The organism is Streptomyces sp. NBC_01264 (genome assembly GCF_026340675.1).
In the GTDB taxonomy this organism is placed as follows: Bacteria; Actinomycetota; Actinomycetes; order Streptomycetales; family Streptomycetaceae; genus Streptomyces.
This window is the reverse complement of sequence record NZ_JAPEOX010000001.1, coordinates 4,418,968-4,442,196: the sequence shown is the minus strand read 5'-3', so window position 1 is coordinate 4,442,196 and position 23,229 is coordinate 4,418,968. Positions and strand designations below refer to the sequence as shown.

Genomic DNA, 23,229 nt, shown 5'->3' with positions numbered 1-23,229 from the left:
CCATAGAATCTAACGGACCGTCAGAAAACGCGGGAAGGGGCCGGACGTGGGGAACTTCTTGGCAGGCAAAGTCGTCGCCGTCACAGGCGCCGGCCGGGGCATCGGGCGGGCCGTGGCACTCGCCGCGGCCGCCGAAGGTGCCAGGGTCGTCGTCAACGACTACGGCGTGGGCATGGAGGGCAACGAGCCCACCAGCGAGATCGCCGAAGCGGTGGTGAAGGAGATCATCGCCGCTGGTGGGGAAGCTGTTGCCGTCGCCGACGACATCTCGACCATGGCGGGCGGCCAGCGCATCGTGGACACCGCGCTCGCCCAGTACGGACGCATCGACGGAGTCGTGTGCGTCGCCGGCATCCTGCGCGAGCGGATGCTGTTCAACATGTCCGAGGAGGAGTGGGACCCGGTGGTCGCCACCCACCTCAAGGGCACCTTCACCGTCTTCCGCGCCGCCTCCGCCGTCATGCGACGCCAGGGGACCGGCACGCTGATCGGCTTCACCAGCGGCAACCACCAGGGCTCGGTGGCCCAGGCCAACTACAGCGCCGCCAAGGGCGGGATCATCTCGCTCGTACGGTCGGCCGCGCTGGGCCTGGCCAAGTACGGGGTCACCTCCAACGCCGTGGCGCCCGTCGCGCGCACCCGGATGTCGGCCAACGTGCCGATGGAGCTCAAGGAGATCGGCGAGCCCGAGGACGTGGCCGCGCTCGTGACCTACCTGCTCTCCGACAAGGCCGTCGCCGTCGGCGGCGAGAAGATCACCGGGCAGGTCTACACGATCGCCGGACCGAAGATCGCCGTCTGGGCCCAGCCCCGCGAACTGCGCGCCGGCTACGCCGAGGGCTCCTGGACCCCCGAGAAGATCGCCGACTTCCTGCCCGGGACGGTGGGCACCGACCCGATGCCGATGCTCGCCCAGCTCGAAGCCATGGCCAAGGCGGCGGCCGCCAAGGACCGCCCCAACGCGTAGCCCTGGCCGGGCGGTTCGGGTGTTCCGGTGCGCCGGGCGTTCCGGCAGATCCCGGCAGAGCCCGGTGGACCCGTTGGAGCGGCGCGTACGCGTGCCAAGGCGCGAGAGGCCGGCCGCAGCGGCCGGACAGGACCCAAGGGGGGTACCGACCATGGACTTCCGCTTCGGCGAGGAGGACGAGGAGCTGCGCGGTCGCGCGCGGGCGTGGCTGGCGGAGCACCTCGTGGGCCCGTACGCGGAGGCCGTCGGCCTCGGAGGGCCGGGCAGTGAGCACGAGGGCGTCGAGACCCGGCGCGCGTGGGAGCGCGAGCTGGGGGGCGCGGGATGGATCGGTCAGGGCTGGGAGACCGGGGAGGGCGATGCCTACGGCAACCGGCGGCTCTCCCTCACCGGGCAGGTGGTGTGGGCCGAGGAGTACGCGGCCGCGCGCGCCCCGGCCCGGGTCGGCCACATCGGTGAGAACCTCCTCGCGCCGACGCTGATCGCCTACGGCTCCCCGGAGCAGCGGGCCCGCTTCCTCCCCGGCATCGCCCGCGGCGAGGAGCTGTGGTGCCAGGGGTACTCCGAACCGGGCGCCGGCTCCGACCTCGCGGGAATTCGTACGACGGCCGTACGGGACACCGCCGATGGATCGTTCCGGGTCACCGGGCAGAAGATCTGGACCTCGCTCGCCCAGGACGCCGACTGGTGCTTCGTCCTGGCGCGCACCGGCGCCGGGTCGGTGCGGCACCGCGGGCTGTCCTTCCTCCTGGTCCGCATGGACCAGCCGGGCAGGGTCGAGGTCCGGCCGATCCGGCAGATGTCGGGGACCTCCGAGTTCAACGAGGTGTTCTTCGACGGGGCCGTCGCCGCCGAGGTGGTGGGCGGGGAGGGCAACGGATGGTCCGTGGCCATGGGACTGCTCGCCCTGGAGCGCGGGGTCTCCACGCTCGTCCAGCAGATCGGCTTCGCGGCCGAACTGGAGCGGGTGGTCCGGGCGTACGTGGACGCCGGTGCGGGCGACCCGGTCCTACGCGAACGCCTCGTACGGCAGTGGGCCGAGCTGCGCACGATGCGGTGGAACGCGCTGCGGACGCTGGGCGCCGCGGGCGCCGACGGCTCCGCGGGAGCCGACCCCGGCGCGCCCAGCGTGGCCAAACTGCTGTGGGGCGGCTGGCACCGGCGGCTCGGGGAGCTGGCGGTGGAGGTCCGGGGCGCGGTGGCCACCGCCGGGCCGGGGCACTGGTCGCAGGGGACCCCGTACGAACTCGGACTCGACGAGGAGCAGCGGCTGTTCCTGTTCACCCGCGCCGACACCATTTACGGCGGCTCGGACGAGATCCAGCGCAACATCATCGCCGAGCGCGTGCTCGGCCTGCCTAAGGAGTCCAGGTGAGAGGCGTCGTATTCGACGGCAAGCAGGCCCAGGTGGTCGACGATCTGGAGATCCGGGACCCGGGGCCGGGGGAGGTGCTGGTCGCGATAGCGGCGGCCGGGCTGTGTCACAGCGATCTCTCGGTGATCGACGGGACGATCCCGTTCCCGCCGCCGGTGGTCCTCGGGCACGAGGGCGCGGGCGTGGTGGAGGCGGTCGGTTCCGGGGTCACGCACGTGGCGCCCGGCGACCACGTCTCCCTGTCCACGCTCGCCAACTGCGGGGCGTGCGCGGACTGCGACCGCGGCCGGCCGACGATGTGCCGCAAGGCGATCGGGATGCCGGGTCAGCCGTTCTCGCGGGGCGGCAAGCCGCTCTATCAGTTCGCGTCCAACTCGGCCTTCGCGGAGCGGACGATCGTCAAGGCCGTGCAGGCGGTGAAGATCCCCCAGGACATCCCGCTGACCTCGGCCGCCCTGATCGGCTGCGGGGTCCTGACGGGCGTGGGCGCCGTGCTGAACCGGGCGAAGGTGGACCGCGGCGAGAGCGTGGTCGTCATCGGCACGGGCGGCATCGGGCTCAACGTGCTCCAGGGCGCGCGGATCGCGGGTGCCACGACGATCGTGGCGATCGACGCGAACCCGGCGAAGGAGGCGGTGGCCCGGCAGTTCGGCGCCACGCACTTCATCGACGCCTCGGCGGTCGCCGATTCCTCGGCGGCGGTGAAGGAGATCCTGCCCACGGGCGCGGACCACGCCTTCGAGTGCGTGGGCAACGTCAAGCTGATCCGGCAGGCCATCGACCTCCTGGACCGGCACGGACAGGCGGTCCTGCTGGGCGTGCCCGGCTTCAAGGAGGAGGCGGCCTTCCAGGTCTCGTCCATGTACCTGGACAAGACGATCATGGGCTGCCGGTACGGGTCCTCGCGCCCGCAGCGGGACATCGCGCTCTACGCGGAGCTCTACCGGCAGGGCAGGCTGCTGCTGGACGAACTGGTCACGGAGGTCTACCCGGTCGAGGACTTCGCCAAGGCCGTGGACGACGCGCACCACGGGCGGGTGGCGCGGGGGGTCCTCACGTTCTGACATCGGGGGCGCGGACGCGAGAGGGGCCCCGGCCGTTGCGGCCGGGGCCCCTCTCGTGGTGGGGCGCCACCGGCCCGGGTCAGTCGGCGAAGCGGCCGAAGCGGCCCTTGTGGAAGAGCAGGGGCTCGCCCTCGCCGGCCGCGCCCATGGCCTCGACCTTGCCGACCACGATGAGGTGGTCGCCGCCGGTGTGCACGGCGTGGATCCGGCAGTCGATCCAGGCGGGCACGGCGTCGAGCTGCGGGGAGCCCGTGGCGGGGGCCGGGGTGTGCGCGACCCCGGCGAACTTGTCGGCGCCGCTGACGGCGAAGGCCCGGCACAGGTCGCCCTGTTCGGCGCCGAGGATGTTCACGCAGAACACCCCGGTGCGTGCGATGCGGGGCCAGGTGGTCGACGTACGGGCCACCATGAAAGTGACCAGCGGGGGGTCGAGGGAGAGCGAGGCGAAGGACTGGCAGGCGAAGCCGGCCGGACCCTCCTCGCCCTCGCCGGGCGGCGAGGTGATGATCGTGACCCCGCTGGCGAAGTTCCCCAGTACGGCGCGGAACTCGGCGGGGCTGACGGGTGCACGCTCGTGTTCGCCGACGGCCCGCAGATCGGGGCGGGGCAGTGCTTCGACGGGCTCGGCCCCGGGCTCCGCGGCGGCGGAGGGGAGGGAGCCGACTGACCTGAGGTATCGGACGACGGTGGCCGCCATCCCTGCGTGTCCCATCACCCTCCCGATTGAAGCTGACGGTGCGTCAGATAGGAAGGGGGGTGTAGGGTTCGCCATGGATTGAACGTGTTCAATTAATGATCCGGGGGGATCGCCGTGGGTGCTGGCACGTGGAACGGCGTGGCCGTGGCGCAGCCGAAGGGACGCGACTGGAGCGGCGCCGCGCCGGGCGGGGAGACCGTCGCCGCGGGGCAGTTCGTGGCCGCCGGGGTGTTCTACCAGATGGCCACCTTCGCGGAAGTGATGGACGACCCCTACGGCCAGGGCTACGGCGGCGGTATCGGCGCGATCGTCGGGCTGGTCTTCATCTGTTTCGTCCTGCCGCTGCTGGCCTTCGCGCTGGGCTGGGTGCACAGCACGCTCGTCACCGTCCCCGTGATGGCGCTCTCGAACGCCGCCGGTGTGCGCACCCGCATCCCTGCACCCTGGTGGGCCCTGCCGGTCCTCGCCGTGCTCAGCGCCGTGTACGCCACCCCGGTGGCCCTGCTGACGAGCGCGCCGTACGCCGCCACGTGCGGCTGGCTCACGGCCGCCGGGGTGCTCCCGGTGGCGGTGGCCGTGTACGCACGGATGCGGCAGCGGACGAAGTCCTCGGTGCGGCGGTGGACGCTCGGGGTGGCGGCGGTGGCGGCCGTGGTGGCCTTCGTCGCCGGCTCGGCCTGGCCGTCGCGGTCGGGGCCGTACCAGCCGCCGGTCCTGTCGCAGGGCGACTACGTCGGCGAGTGGACCGGTGCCGGAATCCGCCTGGAACTCGACGCGCAGGGCGGGGTGACGGCGGAGAAGCTGCCGGTGGACGACGGGTTCGAGGTGGTCGACCGCTGCTCGGGCCACGGCACGTGGGAGCCCCGGGAGGCGGACCGCTTCTACGACCGGGCGGCCGTGGTCCTCACCGTGCCCGAGTGCCCGGAGGCCTCGCTCAGGTGGGAGGTCGCGGGCACCTCGGCGGAGCCCGAGCTGTTCGTGCTGATCGGCGACCCCGACGGCGGGGACGTGCGCGTGCTGCGGAAGCGGGCGCGGTAGGCCGTCGGGGCGAGGTCCAGGGTGTGCTGGAAGACGCGGCGCATCGTCTCGGCGGAGCCGAAGCCCGACTGCTCGGCCACCGTGTCCACCGGATCGTCCCCGGCCTCCAGGAGGACCTGGGCGGCTTCGAGGCGGATGGACTCCAGGTACTGCCCCGGCGTCATCCCGGTCTCCGAACGGAAGAGCCGGGCGAGGTGCCGGCCGCTGATCCCGGCGTCCCGGGCGACCTCATCGAGCGCGAGCCGCGGGTCGGCCCCGATGGCGTCCATGACCGTGCGCAGCACCGGGTGCCGGGCCTCGCGCGGGGTCAGCCGGGCGCTGTACTGGGACTGCCCGCCGGGCCTGGCCATGAAGACGACCAGCTCCCGCGCGACCTCCCGGGCGACGGCCGGCCCGTGGTCCTCCTCGACCAGGGACAGCGCGAGGTCGATGCCGGAGGTCACCCCGGCGGAGGTGACCACGTGCCCGTCCTGCACGAACACCGGATCCGCCTCCACGCGCACCCGCGGGTACGCCGCCGCGAGCTGCGCCGCGAGCCTCCAGTGCGTGACCGCCCGCCGCCCGTCGAGCACCCCGGTCTCCGCCAGGACGAAGGCCCCCGCGCACACCGAGGTGACCCGGCGCGAACGCCGCACCAGCTCGCCGACCAGCCCCGTCAGGGCCGGATCGGCGACGGCCCGCCGCCAGTCGCTGCGGCCGGGGACCACGAGCGTCCCGGGCCGCGCCGGGAGGCTGTCCGGGCCGCCGTCCGCACCGATGCGTACGCCCGAGGAGGTCCGGACGTCGGACCCGTCCGGGGAGACGATCCGGACCTCGTAGCGGGCACCGTGCAGGTTGGCGGTACTGAACACCTCTGCGGGACCCGTGACGTCGAGCAGCTGCACGCCGTCGAAGGCGACGATGACGATGCTGTGCGGGGCGGGCCGGGCGGCTACTCGGGCCACGGCGAGTCCAGGACGACGCGTACGAAGTCCGCGCGCTCGAAACCGGGCACGTGGTGCGCGAGCACGTCGGCCTTGATGTTGCCGAAGGCCGTTTCGGGCTTGGGCCCCACGCCGTCGGCGAAGGCGCGCAGGATGCGCTCCTTGAACCGCGGTCGCGGGTGCAGGGCGACGACCGCCGCGCGGTCCGCCTCGGAGAGGTCGTGGAAGCCGATGCCGAGCACGTCGTACTCCACGCCGGCCGTCACCAGGGCCACCTCGGGCTCCATGTGCTCCGGGATGCCCGGGGTGGTGTGCAGGGCGATCGCTGTCCACACCCGGCGCACCGCGTCCTCGGGGACCCCGTGGGTCCGCAGGAAGCGGCGCGCCTCGTCGGCGCCGTCCACCTCGAAGCGGCGGCCGCTGGTGCGGAAGGGCTCGGTGAGGCCGAGGTCGTGGAACATCGAGGCCACGTAGAGCAGTTCCGGATCGGCCTCGATGCCGAGGCGGCGGCCCTGGAGGCTGCCGAAGAAGTACACGCGGCGGGAGTGGTCGTAGAGCAGCTCGCTCACGCTGTCCCGGACGAGTTCGGTGGCCTCCTTGGCGAGGCGTGAGTCGGGTACCGGTACCGGTACCGGTGTCGTTGCCGTTGTCATGGCCGGTCGTCCCTTCGTGGGTCCCCTGCGGGTCAGCACCAGTCTTCGGGGTCCGCGCGGCCTCCCGCCATGGCCGTGGGGCCGTACATCCCACAGATACGGACACGGGTGCGGGCGGGGCGCGTCCGTACGGGTGATTCCACCGCCGTACGGGGCTCCCCGGGGCGCGGGCCCCGTACGGGCTCGGCATCGTGGCGGGGGGACCGGGGGCCCGCCCCGACCCGGTAGCAGCGGCGGACGTACGCAGGCACAGGAGGAACTTCATGCTCGGCACCGATTTCCGCAAGGGATCGCCCAACTGGCTCGACCTCGGGAGCCCCGACACCGACGGGGCCGTCTCGTTCTACACCGGGGTCTTCGGCTGGCAGTTCCTCTCCCTCGGCCCCGAGGCGGGCGGCTACGGCTTCTTCCAGGTCGACGGCAAGACCGTCGCCGCCCTCGGGCCGCTCACCGAGGAGGGCGCCAAGCCGGCGTGGATGCTGCACTTCGACACCCCCGACATCCAGGAGACGGCGGCGGCCGTCCGGGCGGGCGGCGGAACGGTCCGCATGGAGCCCGGGGACGTCATGGGGGAGGGGTGGCTGGCGCAGTTCACCGACCCGCAGGGCGCGGAGTTCGCGTGCTGGCAGCCGGGGAGGACCGCCGGGCTGGGGCTGACCTCCGAGGTCAACGCCCTGGTCTGGGCGGAGCTGCACGTCGCCGACCCGGTCGCGGCCGTCGAGTTCTACGCCGGCCTCTTCGGGTGGCGCTCGGCGGAGATGGACGCACCCGGGATGACCTACCGGGTGCTGAGCATCGCCGACGGGGACCAGGAGGACGGCTCCTTCGGAGGGGTCGCGCCGCTGGGTGAGGGCACGGGCAACGAGGTTCCCCGCTGGGTGCCGTACTTCAACGTCGCCGATGTGGACGCGACCGTGGCCGCGGTCCGGGGCGGCGGGGGCTCGGTGCTGATGCCCGCCGCCGATCTCCCGGAGGTCGGGCGGATGGCGTGGACGGCGGACCCGACGGGAGCGGTGTTCGCTCTGCTCACGCCGGACCCGCGGATGTAGCGGGGCGTCCCGGCTTGCCCGGCTTACCCGGCTTACCGGCCGAGGTATTTCGGGGTGCGGCGCTCCACGAAGCTGGCGACCCCCTCGTTCGCGTCGGCCGTGGTCATGTTGAGCTCCTGGGCGGTGGCCTCGGCGGCGAGGGCCGTGGCCCGGTCGCCGTCCAGGGAGGCGTTGACCAGCTGTTTCGCCAGGGCCAGGGCGCGGGTGGGGCCCTGGGCGAGGCGCTCCGCCCACTCCCGGGCGGTCTCCTCCAGCGCCTCCGCGGGAACCACCTTGTTCACCAGGCCGAGCCGCTCCGCCTCGGCCGCGGGGACGGCGTCCCCGAAGAACATCAGCTCCTTCGCCTTCTGCGGGCCGACGAGGCGGGGGAGCAGGTACGCGCCGCCGCCGTCCGGGACCAGGCCCCGGCGGACGAACACCTCGATGAAACGGGCCTGTTCGGCGGCGATGACCAGGTCGCAGGCGAGCGCGAGGTGTGCGCCGATGCCGGCCGCGGTGCCGTTCACGGCGGCGATGACCGGCTTCTCGCAGTCGAGCACGGCCGTGATCAGGCGCTGTGCGCCGAGCCGGATCATGCGGGCCACGTCCCCGACGACCCGCTCCGCCGGCGCGGCGGGCGCTCCTCGGAGGTCGGCGCCCGCGCAGAAGCCCTTGCCGGTGGCGGTGATGACGACGGCGCGGACGTCGGGGTCGGCGGAGGCTTCTGTGAGGAGGCCGATGATGCGTTCGCGTTGGTCCCAGGTGACGGCGTTCATCGCCTCCGGGCGGTTGAGGGTGATCCAGCGGACGCCGCTCTCGAAGCGGTGGAGGACTTCGTCCTCCGGGGTGTCGGTCATGGTGGGCTCCTGTTGGTCGGTGGGTGGGGGTGTGGGTGCGGCGCCGTTGCCGGGGACCAGTCCCCGGGCCCCTGCGCCTCAAGCGCCGGCGGGGCTGGGGTTGGCCTGCGCGCGGGTTGGCTGCGGGTGGTGGGCCGGTGCCGGGGGCGGGGTGGGGTGTTGGCCTGGACTGCATGATTTAGGCGCCCTGTCCCCGACGTTCGACAGTTGTGGCTTTCTTGTGCGCCACAAATCACGCTTTACGTCCCGGCCAACACCCCACCCCGCCCCCGTCCCCGGCCCTGGCCCCGCAGCCCCCGTCCCCGGCCGGGGGACAGCTCAGTCCCGGCCTGGGGACACTTCAGCCCCGGCCGGGGTTTGGTTTTTTCAGCCGTCCGGCGTTTGAGGACCGGGTCCGGGCTGGCCCGGGGAACGGTGGAAGGGTGGGTAGGGGACTTCGCCCCGCAGGGCCTGCCCGCACGCGCCCACCGGGCCCCGCGCCGGGACGGCGGTGGCGGCAGCCCCGCCGGGCCACCGCCGGCCGGAGGCCCGCGCAGCGGTGCGAGCTCCGCGTCGAGGAGGAGGGCGGGTGGCCTCTCAGTGGCAGATGGCGAGGGCGTCCAGCGCCACCGCCCCCTGGCCCCGGGGGAGAACCATCAGCGGGTTGATGTCCAGCTCCGACAGCTCGTCGCCCAGTTCCATCGCCATCCTCTGGACCCGCAGGATGACCTCCACCAGCGCGTCGACGTCCGCGGGGGGCGCCCCCCGTACGCCCTCCAGCAGTGCGTGCCCACGGAGTTCCCCCAGCATCGCCCGTGCCTGGTCCTCGCCGAAGGGAGGGACCCGTACGGCCACGTCGTGCAGGACCTCCACCAGGACTCCGCCCAGTCCCACCGTCACGGTGGGGCCGAAGAGGTCGTCCTGGGTGACGCCGACGACCATTTCGACGCCGCGTTCCACCATCTGGCAGACGAGGATCCCGTCCAGCGGGACGTTCTCGTAGCGGGCGATGTCCGTCAACTCGCGGTAGGCGTCCCGGATCTGGCTCGCGGAGGTCAGGCCGATCTTGACCAGGCCCAGTTCGGTCTTGTGGGCGAGCTGGGGGCCCGAGGCCTTCATGACGACCGGGTATCCGACCAGTCCGGCGGCGCGTACGGCCGCTGCGGCGCTGGTCACCAGTTGTTCCCGGGGCACGCGTATCCCGTAGGCGCGCAGGAGCTGCTTCGCCGCGTGCTCGCTGAGCTGCTGGCCCGGACGCATGAGGGCCTGGGCCTTGCGGAAGGAGGGGGAGGTGGTGCGCGGGGCGTCCTCGAAGGGGGAGCGGTAGGCGGCGGTGAAGCGGTGGTGGCCGAGGTAGGCGCGGACGGCGGTGATGCAGTTGCCGAAGGTGCGGAAGGTCGCGACCCGGGAGGAGCCGAGGAGGGTGGTGCGGTAGGCCTCCTCCGTGCCGACCGGGGAGCCCCAGATCACGCAGATCAGCTTGTCGGTCTGCTCGGCCGCGTCCACGAGGTCCTGCGCCAGTTTGTCGCTCATGGGAGGGAAGGGGCCCGTGATCGGGCAGATCAGGACGCCTACGGAGGGGTCGGCGAGGATCGCGTCGATGATCTTGCGGCCGCGCCAGTCGCCGACCGGGTGGCCGCCGTTGTCCACAGGGTTGGAGACGCCCAGGTACTCCGGGATCCACTGGTGCAGCTCGTCCTGCTTGGCCTGGGAGAGGGTGGGGATGCTGAGGCCCGCCTCGGTGGCCAGGTCGGAGAAGTGGGCGCCGGTGCCGCCGGAGATGGAGTACACGACCACGCCGTCGGCCAGCGGTTTGCGGGCGCGGGCGAGGAGGGCGGCGGTGTCCTGGAGTTCGTCGAGGCCGTCGACGCGGATGACGCCGAACTGCCGCATGGCGGCGTCGACGACGGTGTCCGCGCCGGTCAGCTTCCCGGTGTGCGAGGCGGCCATGCGGGCGCCGGTCTCGGTGCGGCCGACCTTGACGGCGACGACGGGGACGCCGTTGCGGGCGGCCCGGTCGGCGGCGAGGAGGAACTGCCGGCCGTCCTTGAGGCCTTCCACGTAGCAGGCGATGGCCCCGACCTCGGGCTGCTCGGCGAAGTAGGAGATGAAGTCGGAGGTTTCGAGGTCGGCCTCGTTGCCGGTGGGCGCCCAGTGGGAGAGGCGGATGCCCAGCTCCTGGAGGGTGTAGACCGGCCGGCCCTGGTGGCCGGACTGGGTGATGAGCGCGATGGCCGGGCCGTCGAGGTCGTCGCGGAACTTCTCGAAGGCGTTGAGGTTCGTGTTGGGGCCGAGCAGGCGCAGGCCCGAGCGCTGTACGGCGGCGCCCAGGCGGGCCTGTGCGGCGGCGCCCTCGTCGCCGGTCTCGGCGAAGCCGGAGGCGAAGGCCACGGCGAACTTGACCTTGACTTCAGCCAGTTGCTCCACGATCGGGAGCGGGTCGGCGACCAGGAGGACGGCGAGGTCCACCTGTTCGGGCAGGTCGGCCACGGAGGCGTGGCAGGGCAGCCCGAAGACGGTGGTCCGGGTGGGGTGCACGGGGTGCAGCCGGGCGCCGACGCGTTCCGCCCAGGCGATGAGCTGGCGGGTGATGCCGGTGTTGGGTCTGCCGTCGGCGTCCGAGGCGCCGATGACCGCCACGGACTCGGGCCGGAAGAACCGGTCCAGGTCGGGAGCGTCGGCGTGCAGGGGCCGACCGCTGACGTCGAGCGCGACCGTGTCCTCGGCGGACGGGGCCGCTGTGGAGTGGACGGCCGTCCTGGGGGTCTCCCCGCAGGCCTCGACACGTGCGCGGAAGTCGGTGGTGAGGGTGCCGTGAGTAGATCCAAGCATCGTTCCGCCCGCTCCTGCTCGATGAACCTCGACGAATCTCAATAACTGACGCGTAGTCAGATTACTGAACTGACGTGCCGTCAGGAACAGGGATGCACAGGAAAGCTGGTGGAGGTGATGTGTGGAACCCCCCGAGGCCGGACGCCAGGGGTCGTTCAGGGAACGGTCTCAGATTGCCGCGGGCCGGTCCAGACCAGTATTCGGCCGAGGTCAGAGGGCCTGCGGGGCCCGAAGGCCTGGGGGGCCTCACCACTCCCGGGGGGCGATGAGCGCCTCCACGTCCGCGTCCTGGAATCCGTACGCGGAGGCCACGAAGGCGAAGTCCTCGGCTATCTCCTCGCGCGCGACGGTCTCGATCTCGCTCCCGGCGGCCTCGAACTCCGCTTCCAGCAGGTTGAACTCCTCGGTCGCCGCACCCGTCAGCACGTACAGCGCGGCCAGGTCCGAGGGGGCCTCCGCCTCGATGCGGGCGCACAGCCGGAGCAGGATGGCCCGGCCCTGGTCGAGGACGTGGTCGGGGTAGTACGCGTCCGCGTAGAGCGGCTTCAGGAAGGAGCGGGCCGCGACCTGGCGGTTCGTGATCAGCATGGTGGTCCCCCACGTGTGTGCTTCGACGGGTCGGCGCATCACCGCCGATGTGCCGATGCTGCACCAGACCACTGACAACGGACCCGCGCGCGGGGGAGGGGTCTACCGCGTGCCCGTCGTACGGGCGATACGCTTGGCGATCTTCTCGGCGTCCAGGGCCAGTTCGCGGAGGTTTCCGCTGATCGGGTTGGTGAAGCCCGTGAAATACAGGCCCGGGGCGCCCGGTGGGGTTTTGGCGCCGTGGGTGCGGGGGCGGCCTCGGTCGTCCAGTACGTCGAGGCCGGTGAGCAGGCCCTCCAGGGCGCGGCGGTAGCCGGTTGCCGCGATGACGGCGTCCGGGGTGATCCGGGAGCCGTCCGCGAGGACCACCTCGGCTCCGTCGAAGGACTCGACGGCGGCCACGGGCTCCACCCGGCCCGTGCGGACCGCGTCGATCAGGCCGACGTCCTGGATCGGGATCGCCCCCTGCTTGACCCTGCTGTACAGGCCGGTGGTGGGGCGCGGGAGTCCGTACGCGGACAGGTCCGGGACCGAGACCTTGCCGACGATCGCGCCGAGCCGGTCGACCAGGCGGACGGGGAGGCGCCGGATCAGGATCCCGGTCCGCTGGGAGGGCCAGCCGGCGGTGGAGCGGCGCAGGATGTGCGGGGCCGTGCGCACCGCGAGCCGGACCCGGGAGGCGCCGCCTTCGGCGAGGTCGACGGCTATCTCGGCGCCCGTGTTGCCGACGCCGACGACGAGGACGTCCTGGCCGGCGTACGGGGCAGGGTTGCGGTACTCGGCGGCGTGCGCGAGGGGGCCCGGGTAGGCGTCCCGGCCGGGCCAGTCGGGGACGAACGGGGTGTGGTTGAAGCCCGTCGCGACCACGACCGCCCCCGCCGCCATGACGCGGCCGCCGGACGCGTGCAGGGTCCAGCCGGGGGTGGTGGGCGAGGAGCTTGCCGAGCCGTCGGAGCCTTCGGGGTGGGTGTCCGTGGTGGGCTCGATGCGGGTCACCTCGATGCCGGTGGCGATCTCCAGCTCGTGGAACTCGGCGTACTTCTCCAGGTACCGCACCACGTTCTCGCGCGCCACCCAGCGTCCGAAGCGGCGCGGTATGGCCAGGCCGGGCAGGGCGGAGAGGCGGCGCGTGGTGTGCAGGTGGAGGCGGTCGTAGTGCTTCCGCCAGGCGGCGCCGACCGACTCCGACTTCTCCACGACCACCGCGCGGACCCCGCGGGCGCGCAGCGCGGCGGCGACGGCGAGGCCGCCGGGGCCGGCGCCGATCACGTAGACCGGGCGGGGCTGGGTGGACAGGTCGGGTGCTGTGGGGACTCCGGGCATGAGGTGTGAGCGTATCGCCGTACGGGGGCGGTGGGTCTCGGACGAGGAGGGAATCGGTTGCGGATCGATTACGGGGAGTGGTGGGGCGGTGTGGGCGAGCCCCCGGGGGGTGCGGCCCCGGGGTCGGCCCTCGGTGGTGGGGGCTTGTGGGATGCGGCGGGATCCGGTGAACTGACGATACGTCAGGTTGAGTGATGGGTGTGCCCCGGAGGAGTGGTGTCGTGAGTACTGGAGCCGGTACGGCTGCGCGGTTCGACCTGCCGGAGATCGACGACTTCACGCGGCCCTACTGGGACGCGGCGGCGGAGGGGCGGCTGTTGCTGCGCCGCTGCGGGGAGTGCGGCAAGGCGCACCACTACCCGCGGGAGTTCTGCCCGGCCTGCTGGGCGGGGGAGGACCGCGTGACGTGGGAGACGGCGAGCGGGCGGGCCACGCTGTACACCTGGTCGGTGATCCACCGGAACGACCTGCCGCCCTTCGGGGGGCGGGTGCCTTATGTGGCGGCGGTGGTGGATCTTGCGGAGGGGCCGCGGATGATGACCGAGGTCGTGGGTGGGGAGGGGGCGGAGCCGGGGGTGGGGCTGCGCGTGGGCATGGACCTGGAAGTGGCCTTCCGGGAGGCGGCGGAGGGTGTTTGGGTGGCGGTGTTCGCGCCGCGCGTCGCCTGACCGGGTGTGGGTGGCGCGGCCCTGCGGGGCGGAGTCCCCTACCCGCCCTTCCACCGGCCCCCGGGCGCTGCCCGGACCCGCGCCTCAAACGCCGGACGGCTGAATGGGCCCGGGCCGTCTCAGGCGCCGGGCGGCTGGACGGGGGTCACGGCCACAGGAGGTGGCGGGTCCAGGGGGTGGTGGGTGTGCGGGTGTAGTGGAGGCGGGTGTGCAGGCGGGTGACGTCGCCCTGGAAGAACTCGATCTCCGTGGGGGCGAGGACGTAACGGGTCCAGGTCGGCGCCGGGGCGTCCGGCTCCGTGCCGGCCCGCTCCCAGGAGCGCGCCGCGGCGGCGGCCAGTTCCTCCCGGGAGGCCAGCACCTCGCTTTGGTGGCCCGTCAGCGCCGCTGCAAGTGCCCCGCGCGTGCGGACCGCCAGGTCGGCCCGGCTCTCCACCGCGTCGCAGGCGGTGACCCGGCCCCGGATGCGGATCTGGCGGGCCACCGCCGGCCAGTAGAAGCCCAGCGCGGCGTCCGGCTGCCCGGCCAGCTGTCGGCCCTTCGTGCTGGTGGAGTGCGAGGCGAAGTGCAGGCCGCGCTCGTCGGCGTCGTGCAGCATGAGCGTCCGTACGTCGGGCCGCCCGTCCGCGTCCACCGTCGCCAGGCTCATCGTGTGCGGCTCCGGCTGCCCCGCCTTGGCGGCGTGCGTGAACCACTCCCGGAACAGCTCGAGCGGCTCGGCCGGTGCGGTGGCCGTGTCGAAGGAGGGCAGCGGGCCGTCCCAGACGCGCAGGGAGTGCAGGGTGGCGTGGAAGTCGCTCAGGTCGCTCGTCTCGCTCGTCATTTCTCAATCGAACACCACGCGGCTCGGCCGTCACTACGATGTGTGCGTTTTACGTGCTTTACGCGAGTCGTGAGGGTGGGGAGACGTGGGAATGGACAAGAGCGTCGGCGCTATACGAAGAGCCCTGGTGGCGTTGGTCGTCGCCGGTGTCGCGGTGGCCTGCGGGCCCGCGTCGGGGGGTGGCGGGGCCCCGGCCGTCCCGTCGAGCTCCGCACCGGCCTCCTCCGCACCGGCGAGCTCGGCCCCCGCCACTTCGGCCCCGCCCTCCTCCGCGGCGCCGACGCCGACGCCGACGCCGACACCGACTCCGACTCCGACTCCGACCCCCACGAAGGCCCCGCCGCGGACCCGGACCCCGGCACCCGCCGATGCCAAGCCGGCCCCGACGCCCAGCCGCAGCACGGCGAAACCGCCGGTCGCGAGCAAGACGCCGCAGGAGCCTCCGAGCGGAGTCTGCGAGATCGTCTCCAACGCGGGGAACTGCTACAACGCCGGCCAGTTCTGCCGCAAGGCCGACCTCGGACGCTCCACCCACGCCGCCAACCGGCGGATGATCTACTGCCGGATGGACGGCGCGCAGCCCCGCTGGCAGTACTAGGAACGTAGAGACGTTGCGACGGAGGGGCCGCATGCGCAACGGGGGCGCTCCGCCCGGCCGGAGAGGTCGGGTGGGGCGCCCCCGTGGATGTCAGGGCGTCAGGGCATCAGGGCGTCACGACATCAGTCGAGGACGTCCGGGATGGGCTCGGTGGCGCTGCGCTGGAGCGACGACGTGGCGGCCGGTCCGGCGGCCCAGTCGATGAGCTTGATCGCGTCGGCGTAGCGCTCCTCGTCCTTCAGCAGGACGCCGATGACGGTCTTGCCGTTACGGGTCGCGGCGAAGACGATGCACTTGCCCGCGGCCGTGCCGGTGCCGGTCTTGACGCCGATGGCGCCCGGGATCCCGTATCCGGTGGGGCGGGGCTGGATCAGCAGGTTGGTGTTCTTCCACGTGGCGACGGTGGACGTGCCGCCGCTGCTGTACGCGGTGGTCTTCACGATCGACTTGAAGGTGGTGCCCTTCATCGCGGCGCGGGTGAGCTTCGCGAGGTCGCGCGCGGTGATGTAGGTGTTGCCGCGCGAGATGCCGTCGAAGGTGTCGTAGTGGGTGTTCGTCATGCCAAGGTCTTTCGCCTTGGTGTTCATCTTCGAGATGAAGCTCTGGACGCGTGCCGCCCGGGTCGAGCCCTGTCCGAAGGTGTCGGCGAGCGCGTAGGCGGCGTCGCAGCCCGAGGGCAGCATCAGCGCGTACAGCAGCTGGCGGACGGTGGGGGTGGCGCCGGCCTTCAGGTAGGCCGAGCTCGCGCCCTCCCGGGCGACGTAGTTCAGGTACTCCTGCTGGACGGTGACCCGCTTGTTGAGGTCGATGCCCGGAGTGGTGAGGACGACGTAGGCCGTCATGATCTTCGTGGTGCTGGCCCCCTCACGCTTGACGTCGCCCAGCTTGCTGGTGAGCGTGGCGCCCGTGGAGGCGTTCATCACGAAGGCGGAGGCGGCGGTGGTGGGCGGCGCGGAGGCGGCCTGGGCCGGAGAGGCGACCGTCAGGAGCGCGCCGGTGGCGACGGTGACGGCGAGAGCGGCGCGGGAGCGCCGCAGCAGGTTCGATATCAAGTCAGTTCCCGTGATGGCTGGAGATTCCCCGAGGGGGTGTGGGCACCGAGGCGCCGGCCCCTCGGGGAGCTTACGCAGCCGGACCGGCGAGGGGACCGGTCGCGCCGGGGATTGAGGGTGCCGGAGGTGCGGAACAGCCGTTCGCGGCGGGGGTGATTGCCCCCTGTGGGAGGTTTCACGGTGTTTGCGTACGTGGCCCGCGCCCGCCCCGCTCCGGGGGATGACGAACGGGGGCGCCCCGCCCGGCCGGAGAGGTCGGGTGGGGCGCCCCCGTGGATGTCGCGACATCAGGGCGTCAGGGCGTCACGACATCAGTCGAGGACGTCCGGGATGGGCTCGGTGGTGGCGCGCTTGGTCGTGGCACCGGCGGCCGGGCCGAGGGCCCAGTCGGTGAGCTTGATCGCGTCCGGGTAGCGGTCGTCGGACTTCAGCAGGACGCCGATGATCGTCTTGCCGTTGCGGGTCACGGAGAAGACGAGGCACTGGCCCGCGGCCGTGCCGGATCCCGTCTTGACGCCGATGGCGCCGGGGGTCTGGTAGGCGTGTCCGGGCTTGATCAGCAGGTTGGTGTTCAGCCACGTGGCGTCCGTGGAGGTGCCGTCGCTGCTGTACGAGGCGGTCTTGACGATCGACTTGAAGGTGGTGCCCTTCATCGCGGCGCGGGTGAGCTTCGCGAGGTCGCGGGCGGTTGACTGGCCCTTCCCCGCGGGCGAGATGCCGTCGAAGCTGTCGTAGGTGGTGTTGGCCATGCCGAGGGTCTTCGCCTTGGCGTTCATCTTCGCGATGAAGTCCGCGACGCGGGCCGCCCTGGTCGTGCCCGAGCCGAAGGTGTCGGCGAGCGCGTAGGCGGCGTCGCAGCCCGAGGGCAGCATCATCGCGTACAGCAGCCGGCGGACGGTCGGGGTGGCGCCGGCCTTCAGGTGGGCCGAGCTCCCGCCCTCCCGGTAGACGTAGTCCAGGTACTCCTGCTGGACGGTGACCCGCTTGTTGAGGTCGATGCCCGGAGTGGTGAGGACGACGTAGGCCGTCATGATCTTCGTGGTGCTGGCGACCTCGCGCTTGGTGTCACCCAGCTTGCTGGCGAGCGTGGCTCCCGTGGTGCCGTCCATCAGGAAGGCCGATGCGGCCAGCGTCGGCGGCCCCGAGACGGCCTGGGCCGGCGAGGCGACCGTCAGGAGCGCGCCGGTGGCGACCGTAATGGCGAGAGCGGCGCGCGAACGCCGCAGCAGGTTCGATATCAAGTCAAATCCCCGTGATGGCTGGAGTTCCCCGTAGGGGCCGTGGGCACCGAGGTGCCGGCCCCTCCGGGAGCTTACTCAGCCGGACTGACAAGTGATCAGTCGCGTCCGAGGATCACGGTGCCCGACGAGCAGAACCAGCCTCCCGTGCCCGAGGCGAGGGCGATCTTCGGGAGGCTTCCGCCCCGTTTGCGTACCTGTCCCTCACCCGCTTCGCCGCGGAGTTGGCGTACCGCCTCGACGAGGAGGAAGAGACCGCGCATGCCCGGATGGCAGGCGGAGAGTCCGCCGCCGTCCGTATTGACCGGGAACTCGCCGTCCCGCAGGAGGCGTCCCTTCTCCACGAACGCACCGCCCTCGCCCTTCGCGCAGAAGCCGAGGTCCTCCAGGGTGACGAGCGTCATGTAGGTGAAGGCGTCGTAGATTTCGGCGAGGTCCACGTCCGCCGGGGTGAGCCCGGCGCGGGCGAAGGCCTGGCGGCCCGAGACGGCCGCCGGGGAGACGGTGAAGTCCTCCCATTCCGACATCGTGGTGTGCGAGACGGCGGTGCCGGAGCCGAGGATCCAGACGGGCTCCTTGGCCGTGTCCGGTACGTAGTCCTCCGCGGCCAGCAGGACCGCGCAGCCGCCGTCCGAGCGGATGCAGCAGTTCAGCTTCGTGAAGGGGTCCGCGATCATCCCGGAGGACAGGACGTCGTCGACCGTGATGGGGTCGCGGAACATCGCGTCCGGGTTGGTGGCGGCGTTCGCCCGTGCCTGGACGGCGACTTCGGCGAGCTGCTCCAGAGTCGTGCCGTACTCGTGCATGTGGCGGCGCGCGGCCATCGCGTACTTGGAGACCAGCGTGTGCCCGTACGGGACCTCGAACTGCAGCGGGCCCCGCGCCCCGAAGGAGAGGTTCGAGGTCCGGCGGCGGGCCTTGATGTCGGCGCGCGCGGTGGATCCGTAGACGAGGAGGACGGCGTTGGCGTGGCCGGCCGCGATGGCGTCGGCGGCGTGGGCGGCCATGACCTCCCAGGTGGAGCCGCCGACCGAGGTGGAGTCGACCCAGGTGGGGCGCAGGCCCAGGTACTCGGCGACCTCCACGGGCGCCAGGATGCCGAGGCCGGCCGAGGCGAAGCCGTCGATCACCGACCGGTCCAGGCCGGAGTCGGCCAGGGCCCGGCGGGCGGCCTGCGCGTGCAGGGCGTACGGGGTGGGGCCGTCCACCCGGCCGCAGTCCGAGAGGGCGACGCCGACGACGGCGACCCGGCGGGGCCGGGCCTGGGGGCCGGCGGTGGCGGAGAGGGGTCCAGGGGTGACAGGCATGGCCTGACGGTACAACTGACGTACCGTCAGATGCTAGGGGGTCCCGGTGGGTTGAGTGGGGGGCGCGGCCCCTCCTAGGCTGCACCGCGTGATGGAGGCCGCCGAGGTGCTGTCCGTGCTGGCGCTGCTGCGCCGGGCGGGGGTGGAGGTCTGGGTCGGTGGCGGGTGGGGGATCGACGCGCTCCTCGGCCGCCGGACCCGGGACCACCGCGATCTGGACCTGATGCACCGGCAGGAGCAGGAGCCCGCCGTGGTGGCGGCCCTCGCGGAGGCGGGCTTCTCCGAGAGCCTGGACTGGCGCCCCGTGCGGTTCGTCGTCACGCACGCCAACGGCCGGGAGATCGACCTCCACCCGCTGGTCTTCGCGGGCGGCGGCGACGGCTCGGCGGTCCAGGCCTCGCTGGATCCGGAGCGCCCCTTCCCCTATCCCGCCTCCTGCTTCGTGACGGGTGCGATCGAGGGGGTCGTCGTCCCGTGCCTGTCCGCCGAGCAGCAGGTCTTCTTCCATCAGGGGTACGAGCCCACGGACCGCGACCGGCGGGACATGGCGGAACTCCGCCGGGCCTTCGGCATCGCCACCCACTTCTGAGGGGAGCGCCCCGCGCATATCGCGGGCCCGTCCGCCCCCTGTGCATATGGCGCCGATCGCCCTAACATGACGGCCCGTCAGATACGGGGAGGAGCCCGACGATGGATGCCGCCTTCACCGCGGAGCAGGACGAGATACGGCGTACCCTGCGCGAGATCCTGGGCAAACGCTGCGGCCCGGACGAGGTCAAGGCCGCCGTCCGCACCGCCGCCGGACACGACACCGAGCTGTGGCAGCAGCTCGCCCAACGGCTCGGGCTGCCCGGCATCGCCGTGGCCGAGGAGTACGGGGGCGTCGGCTGCACCCCCGCCGACCTGGTCCTGGCCTGCGAGGAGACCGGGCGGGTGCTGCTGCCCTCGCCGCTGCTGGCCACCGCCGTGCTCGCCGTACCGCTGGTCACCGCCCTGGGCACCGGCGCCCAGCGCTCCGCCCTGCTCCCGCCGCTCGCGACGGGCGGGCTCACCGCCGCACTGGCCGTACCCGGCCCCGCCCTGGCCACCGCCCTCGCGCTGACCGGGGACGACGCCCCGGGCGAATGGGCCGGCGGCGGCCGGGCCGGCGGGGTGCAGGCCCGCGCCGTGGACGGCGGCTGGCGGCTGTACGGGGAGGTCGCCCAGGTGCTCGACGGGCACAGCGCCTCGCTGCTGCTGGTCGCCGCGCACACGGGAGGCTTCGCCCGCAGCCGCACCCTGCTGTTCCTCGTGCGGGAGGACGCGCCGGGCCTCGTACGGGCGCGGCAGACCACCCTGGACGAGACCCGCCCGCAGGGCCGGATCCAACTCCGTGACGTGGAAGCCGAATTGCTGGGCGACTCCGAGGAGGCCGATGTGGGCGCCGCCCTCGCCGCCACCGGACGCGGCGCCGCCGCCGTCCTGGCCGCCGAGGCGGTCGGCGCGGCCGGGCAGGCGCTCGCCCGCACCGTGGAGTACGTACAGCAGCGCGAGCAGTTCGGCCGGGCCATCGGCTCGTTCCAGGCGGTCAAGCACCGCCTCGCCGACCTCTACGTACAGGTCCAGGCGGCCCGCTCCGCCGCCTACTACGCCGCCTGGGACCCGGGACAGGGCGGACTCGCCCTGGCCCAGGCCCTGGAGGCACTGCGGATCACCGCGGGCGAGGCCATCCAGCTGCACGGCGGGATCGGCTTCACCTGGGAGCACGACGCGCACCTCTACTTCAAGCGGGCGGCCGCCGACGAACTGCTCTTCGGCCCCGTCCACCGGCTGCGCGCCCACGCCGCGGAGGCCGCCGGGCTGTTCGCGCCCCGCGCGCCCCTCGCACCCGCGCCCGCACAAGCCCCCGCCCCCGCCCCACGGAACGAGAAGGTGACCGTCTGATGGCGCCCGGAGTCAAGCTGATGCAGAAGGTCTCCTCGACCATGCTGTTCGCCAAGATCGCACCGCACTTCATCCCCGCCATGGACAAGGCGGTGCACAAGCTGACCCGCGGCAAGGTCATCCTCAGCGCCCAGATGCTCCCCGGCGTGATCCTCACCGCCAAGGGAGCCAAGACCGGCGAACCGCGCAGCACCCCGCTCGCGTGCATGCCCGAGCAGGACGGGGCGAGCTGGATCCTGATCGGCTCGAACTTCGGCCGCCCCGGACACCCGGCGTGGACCGGGAACCTGCTCAAGAACCCTGACGCGGAAGTGAGTTGGAAGGGTCAGGACATCGCCGTACGCGCCCGCCTGCTGGCGGGTGAGGAACGCGCGGCGGCGTGGCAGGCGGTGCTGAAGTTCTGGCCGCCCTACGCGGCGTACCAGGCGCGCATCGAGCGCGAGATCCGGTTGTTCCGCCTGGAGCGTCGCTGATCACGGCGGAGGTTCCGTAAGAGGGGTGAAGGCGGCGGCGGACCCTGTGGGGGTCCGCCGCTCACTTCGTGGGCTTCTTGCCCGTGATGCCCAGGTGGACCAGGAGCGCCAGGTTCGGCTTCAGTTCCGCCTGCTTGACGCCCCAGGTCTGGAAGCCCTTCTGGTGCGAGGCGACCGCCGCGAGCATGGCGACCAGCGAACCGGCCATCGCCGCCGGGCTCACGTCCTTGTCGACCTTGCCCTTGGCCTGGAGCTCCTTCATCGACTCCGTCAGGGAGTTGGTGACGGAGTTGAGGATCTTCATGCGGATCTTGTAGAACCGCTTGTCGCCCTCGGCCGCGCCGAGGTCGACGACCCGCAGGATCGCGTCGTTGCGCCGCCAGAACTCCAGGAAGCCGTCGACGAGTTCCTCGGCCGCCGCCCAGCCCGCCTTGCCGACCCACGCGCGCCCCTCGACCAGTGAGGTCAACTGCGCGCCCTCGTTGGCCATGCGCTCCGCGATCTCCAGGACGGCGCCTTCGACGTCCGGGAAGTACTGGTAGAAGGTCGCGGGGGAGGTACCGGCCTTGCGGGCGACGTCGATCACTTTGACGTCGCGGTACGGCGAGGAGCTGAGCATCTCGCTGAGGCAGTCGAGCAGCTTCTGCCTCGTCGCCTGACCGCGCCGGCCGGCAACGCGACCGTCGACGGTGCGTACTTGTCCTGTCATGCCGTCAGCTTACCGAGGGGTGATCGGCGCGCGATTCGGCCGCCTGCAAATGGGGTTACGGGACCCCTGGCCTGGGCGTACCCCCGTCCCGGCCCGCCGGTGCGACCGATTCCGGCCGGGCGGGCGCCCCGGGCGCGCCGTCCGGCTCAGGACGCTGTCCCCCGAATAGTCTTATCAACAGGCTGTGGACAAGTTTTCGGGCACATCATGATCCGGAGGACATGACTGGGCGAACGAGGCAGAACGTGCGCGGAGGTTCCACACCCTTGCACACCCCCGCACAACGGAAGGAACCGGGCTCATGGCCGCATTCGCGGAAGGCTCACCCTGCTGGGTCGACGCCTCCCTGCCGGACGTGGAAGCCGGCAAGCGCTTCTACGGTGAGCTCTTCGGGTGGACCTTCGCCGACAGTGCGGGAGCCGAGTACGGCCACTACACCCAGGCCTACAGCCGCGGCCGCAACGTCGCCGCCCTCGCCCCCAAGCCCGACGGCCGCATGCCGACCGTCTGGGGGATCTACCTCTACACCACCGACGCGTACGCCTGCGCCCAGCGCATCCGCGCCGCCGGCGGCCAGATGGTGATGGACCCGACGCCGGTCGGCCCCTACGGGACCGCCGCGATGGCCGCCGACCCCGGCGGGGCCGTCTTCGGCCTGTGGCAGCCCGGCACCCACCACGGCTTCGACGCCCAGAACGAGCCCTACACGTACTGCTGGTCCGAGGTGTACACCCGGGCCCGCGACGTCGTGGACGTCTTCTACGCCAAGGTCTTCGGCTACGTCCCCGAGGACCAGAACGACGACGCCTCGGGCATCGAGTACCGCGTCTGGTCCCCGCCCGGCAAGGCGCCCGGCTCGGACACCGCCGTCCTGGGGCGGAGCCTGATCACCGACGCCTTCCCGGAGATCATGCCCGCGCACTTCCTCGCGTACTTCGCCGTCCCGGACTGCGACCAGTCCGTCGCGATGGTCCAGCGCCTCGGCGGCCGGGTCACGGCCGACCCCTTCGACACCCCGTACGGGCGCATCGCGGTGGTCGCGGACAACCAGGGCGCGGTCTTCGGGCTGCTCTCGGAGCCCCGGACCAGGACGGGCGGCTAGGCCTATGGCTAT

22 protein-coding genes are annotated in these 23,229 nt (G+C 72.5%); 10 read left to right on the top strand and 12 right to left on the bottom strand.

The window, feature by feature from the left end:
- The first annotated feature begins 46 nt into the window (after nucleotides 1–46).
- The 3 genes from OG435_RS20510 (at nucleotide 47) to OG435_RS20500 (ending at nucleotide 3,406) form a co-directional block, all read left to right on the top strand.
- Nucleotides 47–967, top strand: a complete 921-nt coding sequence (locus tag OG435_RS20510; protein ID WP_266878578.1) for an SDR family oxidoreductase — start codon at nucleotides 47–49, stop codon at nucleotides 965–967.
- A gap of 151 nt (nucleotides 968–1,118) precedes the next feature.
- Complete coding sequence (locus OG435_RS20505) at nucleotides 1,119–2,342, top strand: acyl-CoA dehydrogenase family protein (protein WP_266878576.1); 1,224 nt, start codon at nucleotides 1,119–1,121, stop codon at nucleotides 2,340–2,342.
- Nucleotides 2,339–3,406, top strand: coding sequence for a Zn-dependent alcohol dehydrogenase (locus OG435_RS20500; RefSeq protein ID WP_266878574.1), 1,068 nt, complete (start codon nucleotides 2,339–2,341; stop codon nucleotides 3,404–3,406). The genes OG435_RS20505 and OG435_RS20500 overlap by 4 nt, the downstream gene beginning before the upstream one ends.
- A gap of 79 nt (nucleotides 3,407–3,485) precedes the next feature.
- On the opposite strand, the gene OG435_RS20495 is transcribed toward OG435_RS20500, so the two are convergent.
- The 3 genes from OG435_RS20495 to OG435_RS20485 all read right to left on the bottom strand — a co-directional run bounded on the left by OG435_RS20495 (nucleotide 3,486) and on the right by OG435_RS20485 (nucleotide 6,717).
- The gene (locus OG435_RS20495; protein WP_266881932.1) at nucleotides 3,486–4,103 is read right to left on the bottom strand and encodes a flavin reductase family protein; all 618 of its coding nucleotides are present in this window, start codon (nucleotides 4,101–4,103) and stop codon (nucleotides 3,486–3,488) included.
- 881 nt (nucleotides 4,104–4,984) lie between these two features.
- On the bottom strand, nucleotides 4,985–6,085 hold the full coding sequence (locus tag OG435_RS20490) for a GlxA family transcriptional regulator (RefSeq protein ID WP_266878572.1): 1,101 nt from the start codon (nucleotides 6,083–6,085) through the stop codon (nucleotides 4,985–4,987).
- Nucleotides 6,073–6,717, bottom strand: coding sequence for an HD domain-containing protein (locus OG435_RS20485; protein ID WP_266878571.1), 645 nt, complete (start codon nucleotides 6,715–6,717; stop codon nucleotides 6,073–6,075). Before OG435_RS20485 ends, OG435_RS20490 begins: the two co-directional genes overlap by 13 nt.
- 263 nt (nucleotides 6,718–6,980) lie before the next feature.
- Here OG435_RS20485 and OG435_RS20480 point away from each other — a divergent pair, with 263 nt between their 5' ends.
- Complete coding sequence (locus OG435_RS20480; protein ID WP_266878569.1) at nucleotides 6,981–7,766, top strand: VOC family protein; 786 nt, start codon at nucleotides 6,981–6,983, stop codon at nucleotides 7,764–7,766.
- Between the two features lie 32 nt (nucleotides 7,767–7,798).
- On the opposite strand, the gene OG435_RS20475 is transcribed toward OG435_RS20480, so the two are convergent.
- The 4 genes from OG435_RS20475 to OG435_RS20460 all read right to left on the bottom strand — a co-directional run bounded on the left by OG435_RS20475 (nucleotide 7,799) and on the right by OG435_RS20460 (nucleotide 13,324).
- Nucleotides 7,799–8,602, bottom strand: a complete 804-nt coding sequence (locus OG435_RS20475; RefSeq protein WP_266878567.1) for an enoyl-CoA hydratase/isomerase family protein — start codon at nucleotides 8,600–8,602, stop codon at nucleotides 7,799–7,801.
- A 576-nt stretch (nucleotides 8,603–9,178) separates the two neighbouring features.
- Nucleotides 9,179–11,413: an acetate--CoA ligase family protein gene (locus OG435_RS20470; RefSeq protein ID WP_266878565.1), complete on the bottom strand. Its 2,235-nt coding sequence runs from the start codon at nucleotides 11,411–11,413 to the stop codon at nucleotides 9,179–9,181.
- A gap of 246 nt (nucleotides 11,414–11,659) precedes the next feature.
- A complete protein-coding gene (locus OG435_RS20465) occupies nucleotides 11,660–12,001 on the bottom strand; it encodes a DUF5713 family protein (RefSeq protein WP_266878563.1) in 342 nt (113 codons plus the stop codon).
- A 102-nt stretch (nucleotides 12,002–12,103) separates the two neighbouring features.
- On the bottom strand, nucleotides 12,104–13,324 hold the full coding sequence (locus OG435_RS20460; protein WP_266878561.1) for a flavin-containing monooxygenase: 1,221 nt from the start codon (nucleotides 13,322–13,324) through the stop codon (nucleotides 12,104–12,106).
- A 221-nt stretch (nucleotides 13,325–13,545) separates the two neighbouring features.
- On the opposite strand from OG435_RS20460, the gene OG435_RS20455 reads away from it, so the two are divergent.
- Entirely contained in the window at nucleotides 13,546–13,992 is a 447-nt protein-coding gene (locus OG435_RS20455) for a Zn-ribbon domain-containing OB-fold protein (RefSeq protein WP_266878559.1), read from the top strand.
- A gap of 145 nt (nucleotides 13,993–14,137) precedes the next feature.
- Here OG435_RS20455 and OG435_RS20450 read toward each other — a convergent pair whose 3' ends face one another.
- Nucleotides 14,138–14,815: a pyridoxine/pyridoxamine 5'-phosphate oxidase gene (locus tag OG435_RS20450; RefSeq protein ID WP_266878557.1), complete on the bottom strand. Its 678-nt coding sequence runs from the start codon at nucleotides 14,813–14,815 to the stop codon at nucleotides 14,138–14,140.
- Nucleotides 14,816–14,942: 127 nt separating this feature from the next.
- Here OG435_RS20450 and OG435_RS20445 point away from each other — a divergent pair, with 127 nt between their 5' ends.
- Nucleotides 14,943–15,413, top strand: a complete 471-nt coding sequence (locus OG435_RS20445; RefSeq protein ID WP_266878555.1) for a hypothetical protein — start codon at nucleotides 14,943–14,945, stop codon at nucleotides 15,411–15,413.
- Between the two features lie 122 nt (nucleotides 15,414–15,535).
- Here OG435_RS20445 and OG435_RS20440 read toward each other — a convergent pair whose 3' ends face one another.
- The 3 genes from OG435_RS20440 to OG435_RS20430 form a co-directional block, all read right to left on the bottom strand.
- On the bottom strand, nucleotides 15,536–16,465 hold the full coding sequence (locus tag OG435_RS20440) for a D-alanyl-D-alanine carboxypeptidase family protein (protein WP_266878553.1): 930 nt from the start codon (nucleotides 16,463–16,465) through the stop codon (nucleotides 15,536–15,538).
- A gap of 311 nt (nucleotides 16,466–16,776) precedes the next feature.
- Nucleotides 16,777–17,706: a D-alanyl-D-alanine carboxypeptidase family protein gene (locus OG435_RS20435; RefSeq protein ID WP_266878551.1), complete on the bottom strand. Its 930-nt coding sequence runs from the start codon at nucleotides 17,704–17,706 to the stop codon at nucleotides 16,777–16,779.
- Nucleotides 17,707–17,801: 95 nt separating this feature from the next.
- Entirely contained in the window at nucleotides 17,802–19,010 is a 1,209-nt protein-coding gene (locus tag OG435_RS20430) for an acetyl-CoA acetyltransferase (protein WP_266878549.1), read from the bottom strand.
- Between the two features lie 91 nt (nucleotides 19,011–19,101).
- Between OG435_RS20430 and OG435_RS20425 the strand changes: the two genes are divergently transcribed.
- The 3 genes from OG435_RS20425 (at nucleotide 19,102) to OG435_RS20415 (ending at nucleotide 21,406) form a co-directional block, all read left to right on the top strand.
- On the top strand, nucleotides 19,102–19,599 hold the full coding sequence (locus OG435_RS20425) for a nucleotidyltransferase domain-containing protein (protein WP_266881930.1): 498 nt from the start codon (nucleotides 19,102–19,104) through the stop codon (nucleotides 19,597–19,599).
- 101 nt (nucleotides 19,600–19,700) lie between these two features.
- A complete protein-coding gene (locus OG435_RS20420; protein ID WP_266878547.1) occupies nucleotides 19,701–20,933 on the top strand; it encodes an acyl-CoA dehydrogenase family protein in 1,233 nt (410 codons plus the stop codon).
- Nucleotides 20,933–21,406 (top strand): nitroreductase family deazaflavin-dependent oxidoreductase, encoded by a 474-nt coding sequence (locus OG435_RS20415; RefSeq protein ID WP_266878546.1) that lies wholly within the window; start codon nucleotides 20,933–20,935, stop codon nucleotides 21,404–21,406. Before OG435_RS20420 ends, OG435_RS20415 begins: the two co-directional genes overlap by 1 nt.
- Before the next feature lie 61 nt (nucleotides 21,407–21,467).
- Here the strand turns inward: OG435_RS20415 and OG435_RS20410 are convergent, their stop codons facing one another.
- Entirely contained in the window at nucleotides 21,468–22,115 is a 648-nt protein-coding gene (locus OG435_RS20410) for a TetR family transcriptional regulator (protein WP_250742709.1), read from the bottom strand.
- Between the two features lie 301 nt (nucleotides 22,116–22,416).
- On the opposite strand from OG435_RS20410, the gene OG435_RS20405 reads away from it, so the two are divergent.
- Complete coding sequence (locus OG435_RS20405; RefSeq protein WP_266878542.1) at nucleotides 22,417–23,217, top strand: VOC family protein; 801 nt, start codon at nucleotides 22,417–22,419, stop codon at nucleotides 23,215–23,217.
- Nucleotides 23,218–23,229 lie beyond the last annotated feature (12 nt).

Bases quoted from the DNA above. Each gene is read 5' to 3' on its own strand.
- OG435_RS20505 (WP_266878576.1), top strand. From the start codon at position 1,119: ATGGACTTCCGCTTCGGCGAGGAGGACGAGGAGCTGCGCGGTCGCGCG.
- OG435_RS20495 (WP_266881932.1), bottom strand. From the start codon at position 4,103: ATGGCGGCCACCGTCGTCCGATACCTCAGGTCAGTCGGCTCCCTCCCC.
- OG435_RS20485 (WP_266878571.1), bottom strand. From the start codon at position 6,717: ATGACAACGGCAACGACACCGGTACCGGTACCGGTACCCGACTCACGC.
- OG435_RS20480 (WP_266878569.1), top strand. From the start codon at position 6,981: ATGCTCGGCACCGATTTCCGCAAGGGATCGCCCAACTGGCTCGACCTC.
- OG435_RS20475 (WP_266878567.1), bottom strand. From the start codon at position 8,602: ATGACCGACACCCCGGAGGACGAAGTCCTCCACCGCTTCGAGAGCGGC.
- OG435_RS20470 (WP_266878565.1), bottom strand. From the start codon at position 11,413: ATGCTTGGATCTACTCACGGCACCCTCACCACCGACTTCCGCGCACGT.
- OG435_RS20465 (WP_266878563.1), bottom strand. From the start codon at position 12,001: ATGCTGATCACGAACCGCCAGGTCGCGGCCCGCTCCTTCCTGAAGCCG.
- OG435_RS20460 (WP_266878561.1), bottom strand. From the start codon at position 13,324: ATGCCCGGAGTCCCCACAGCACCCGACCTGTCCACCCAGCCCCGCCCG.
- OG435_RS20450 (WP_266878557.1), bottom strand. From the start codon at position 14,815: ATGACGAGCGAGACGAGCGACCTGAGCGACTTCCACGCCACCCTGCAC.
- OG435_RS20430 (WP_266878549.1), bottom strand. From the start codon at position 19,010: ATGCCTGTCACCCCTGGACCCCTCTCCGCCACCGCCGGCCCCCAGGCC.
- OG435_RS20425 (WP_266881930.1), top strand. From the start codon at position 19,102: ATGGAGGCCGCCGAGGTGCTGTCCGTGCTGGCGCTGCTGCGCCGGGCG.
- OG435_RS20420 (WP_266878547.1), top strand. From the start codon at position 19,701: ATGGATGCCGCCTTCACCGCGGAGCAGGACGAGATACGGCGTACCCTG.
- OG435_RS20415 (WP_266878546.1), top strand. From the start codon at position 20,933: ATGGCGCCCGGAGTCAAGCTGATGCAGAAGGTCTCCTCGACCATGCTG.
- OG435_RS20410 (WP_250742709.1), bottom strand. From the start codon at position 22,115: ATGACAGGACAAGTACGCACCGTCGACGGTCGCGTTGCCGGCCGGCGC.
- OG435_RS20405 (WP_266878542.1), top strand. From the start codon at position 22,417: ATGGCCGCATTCGCGGAAGGCTCACCCTGCTGGGTCGACGCCTCCCTG.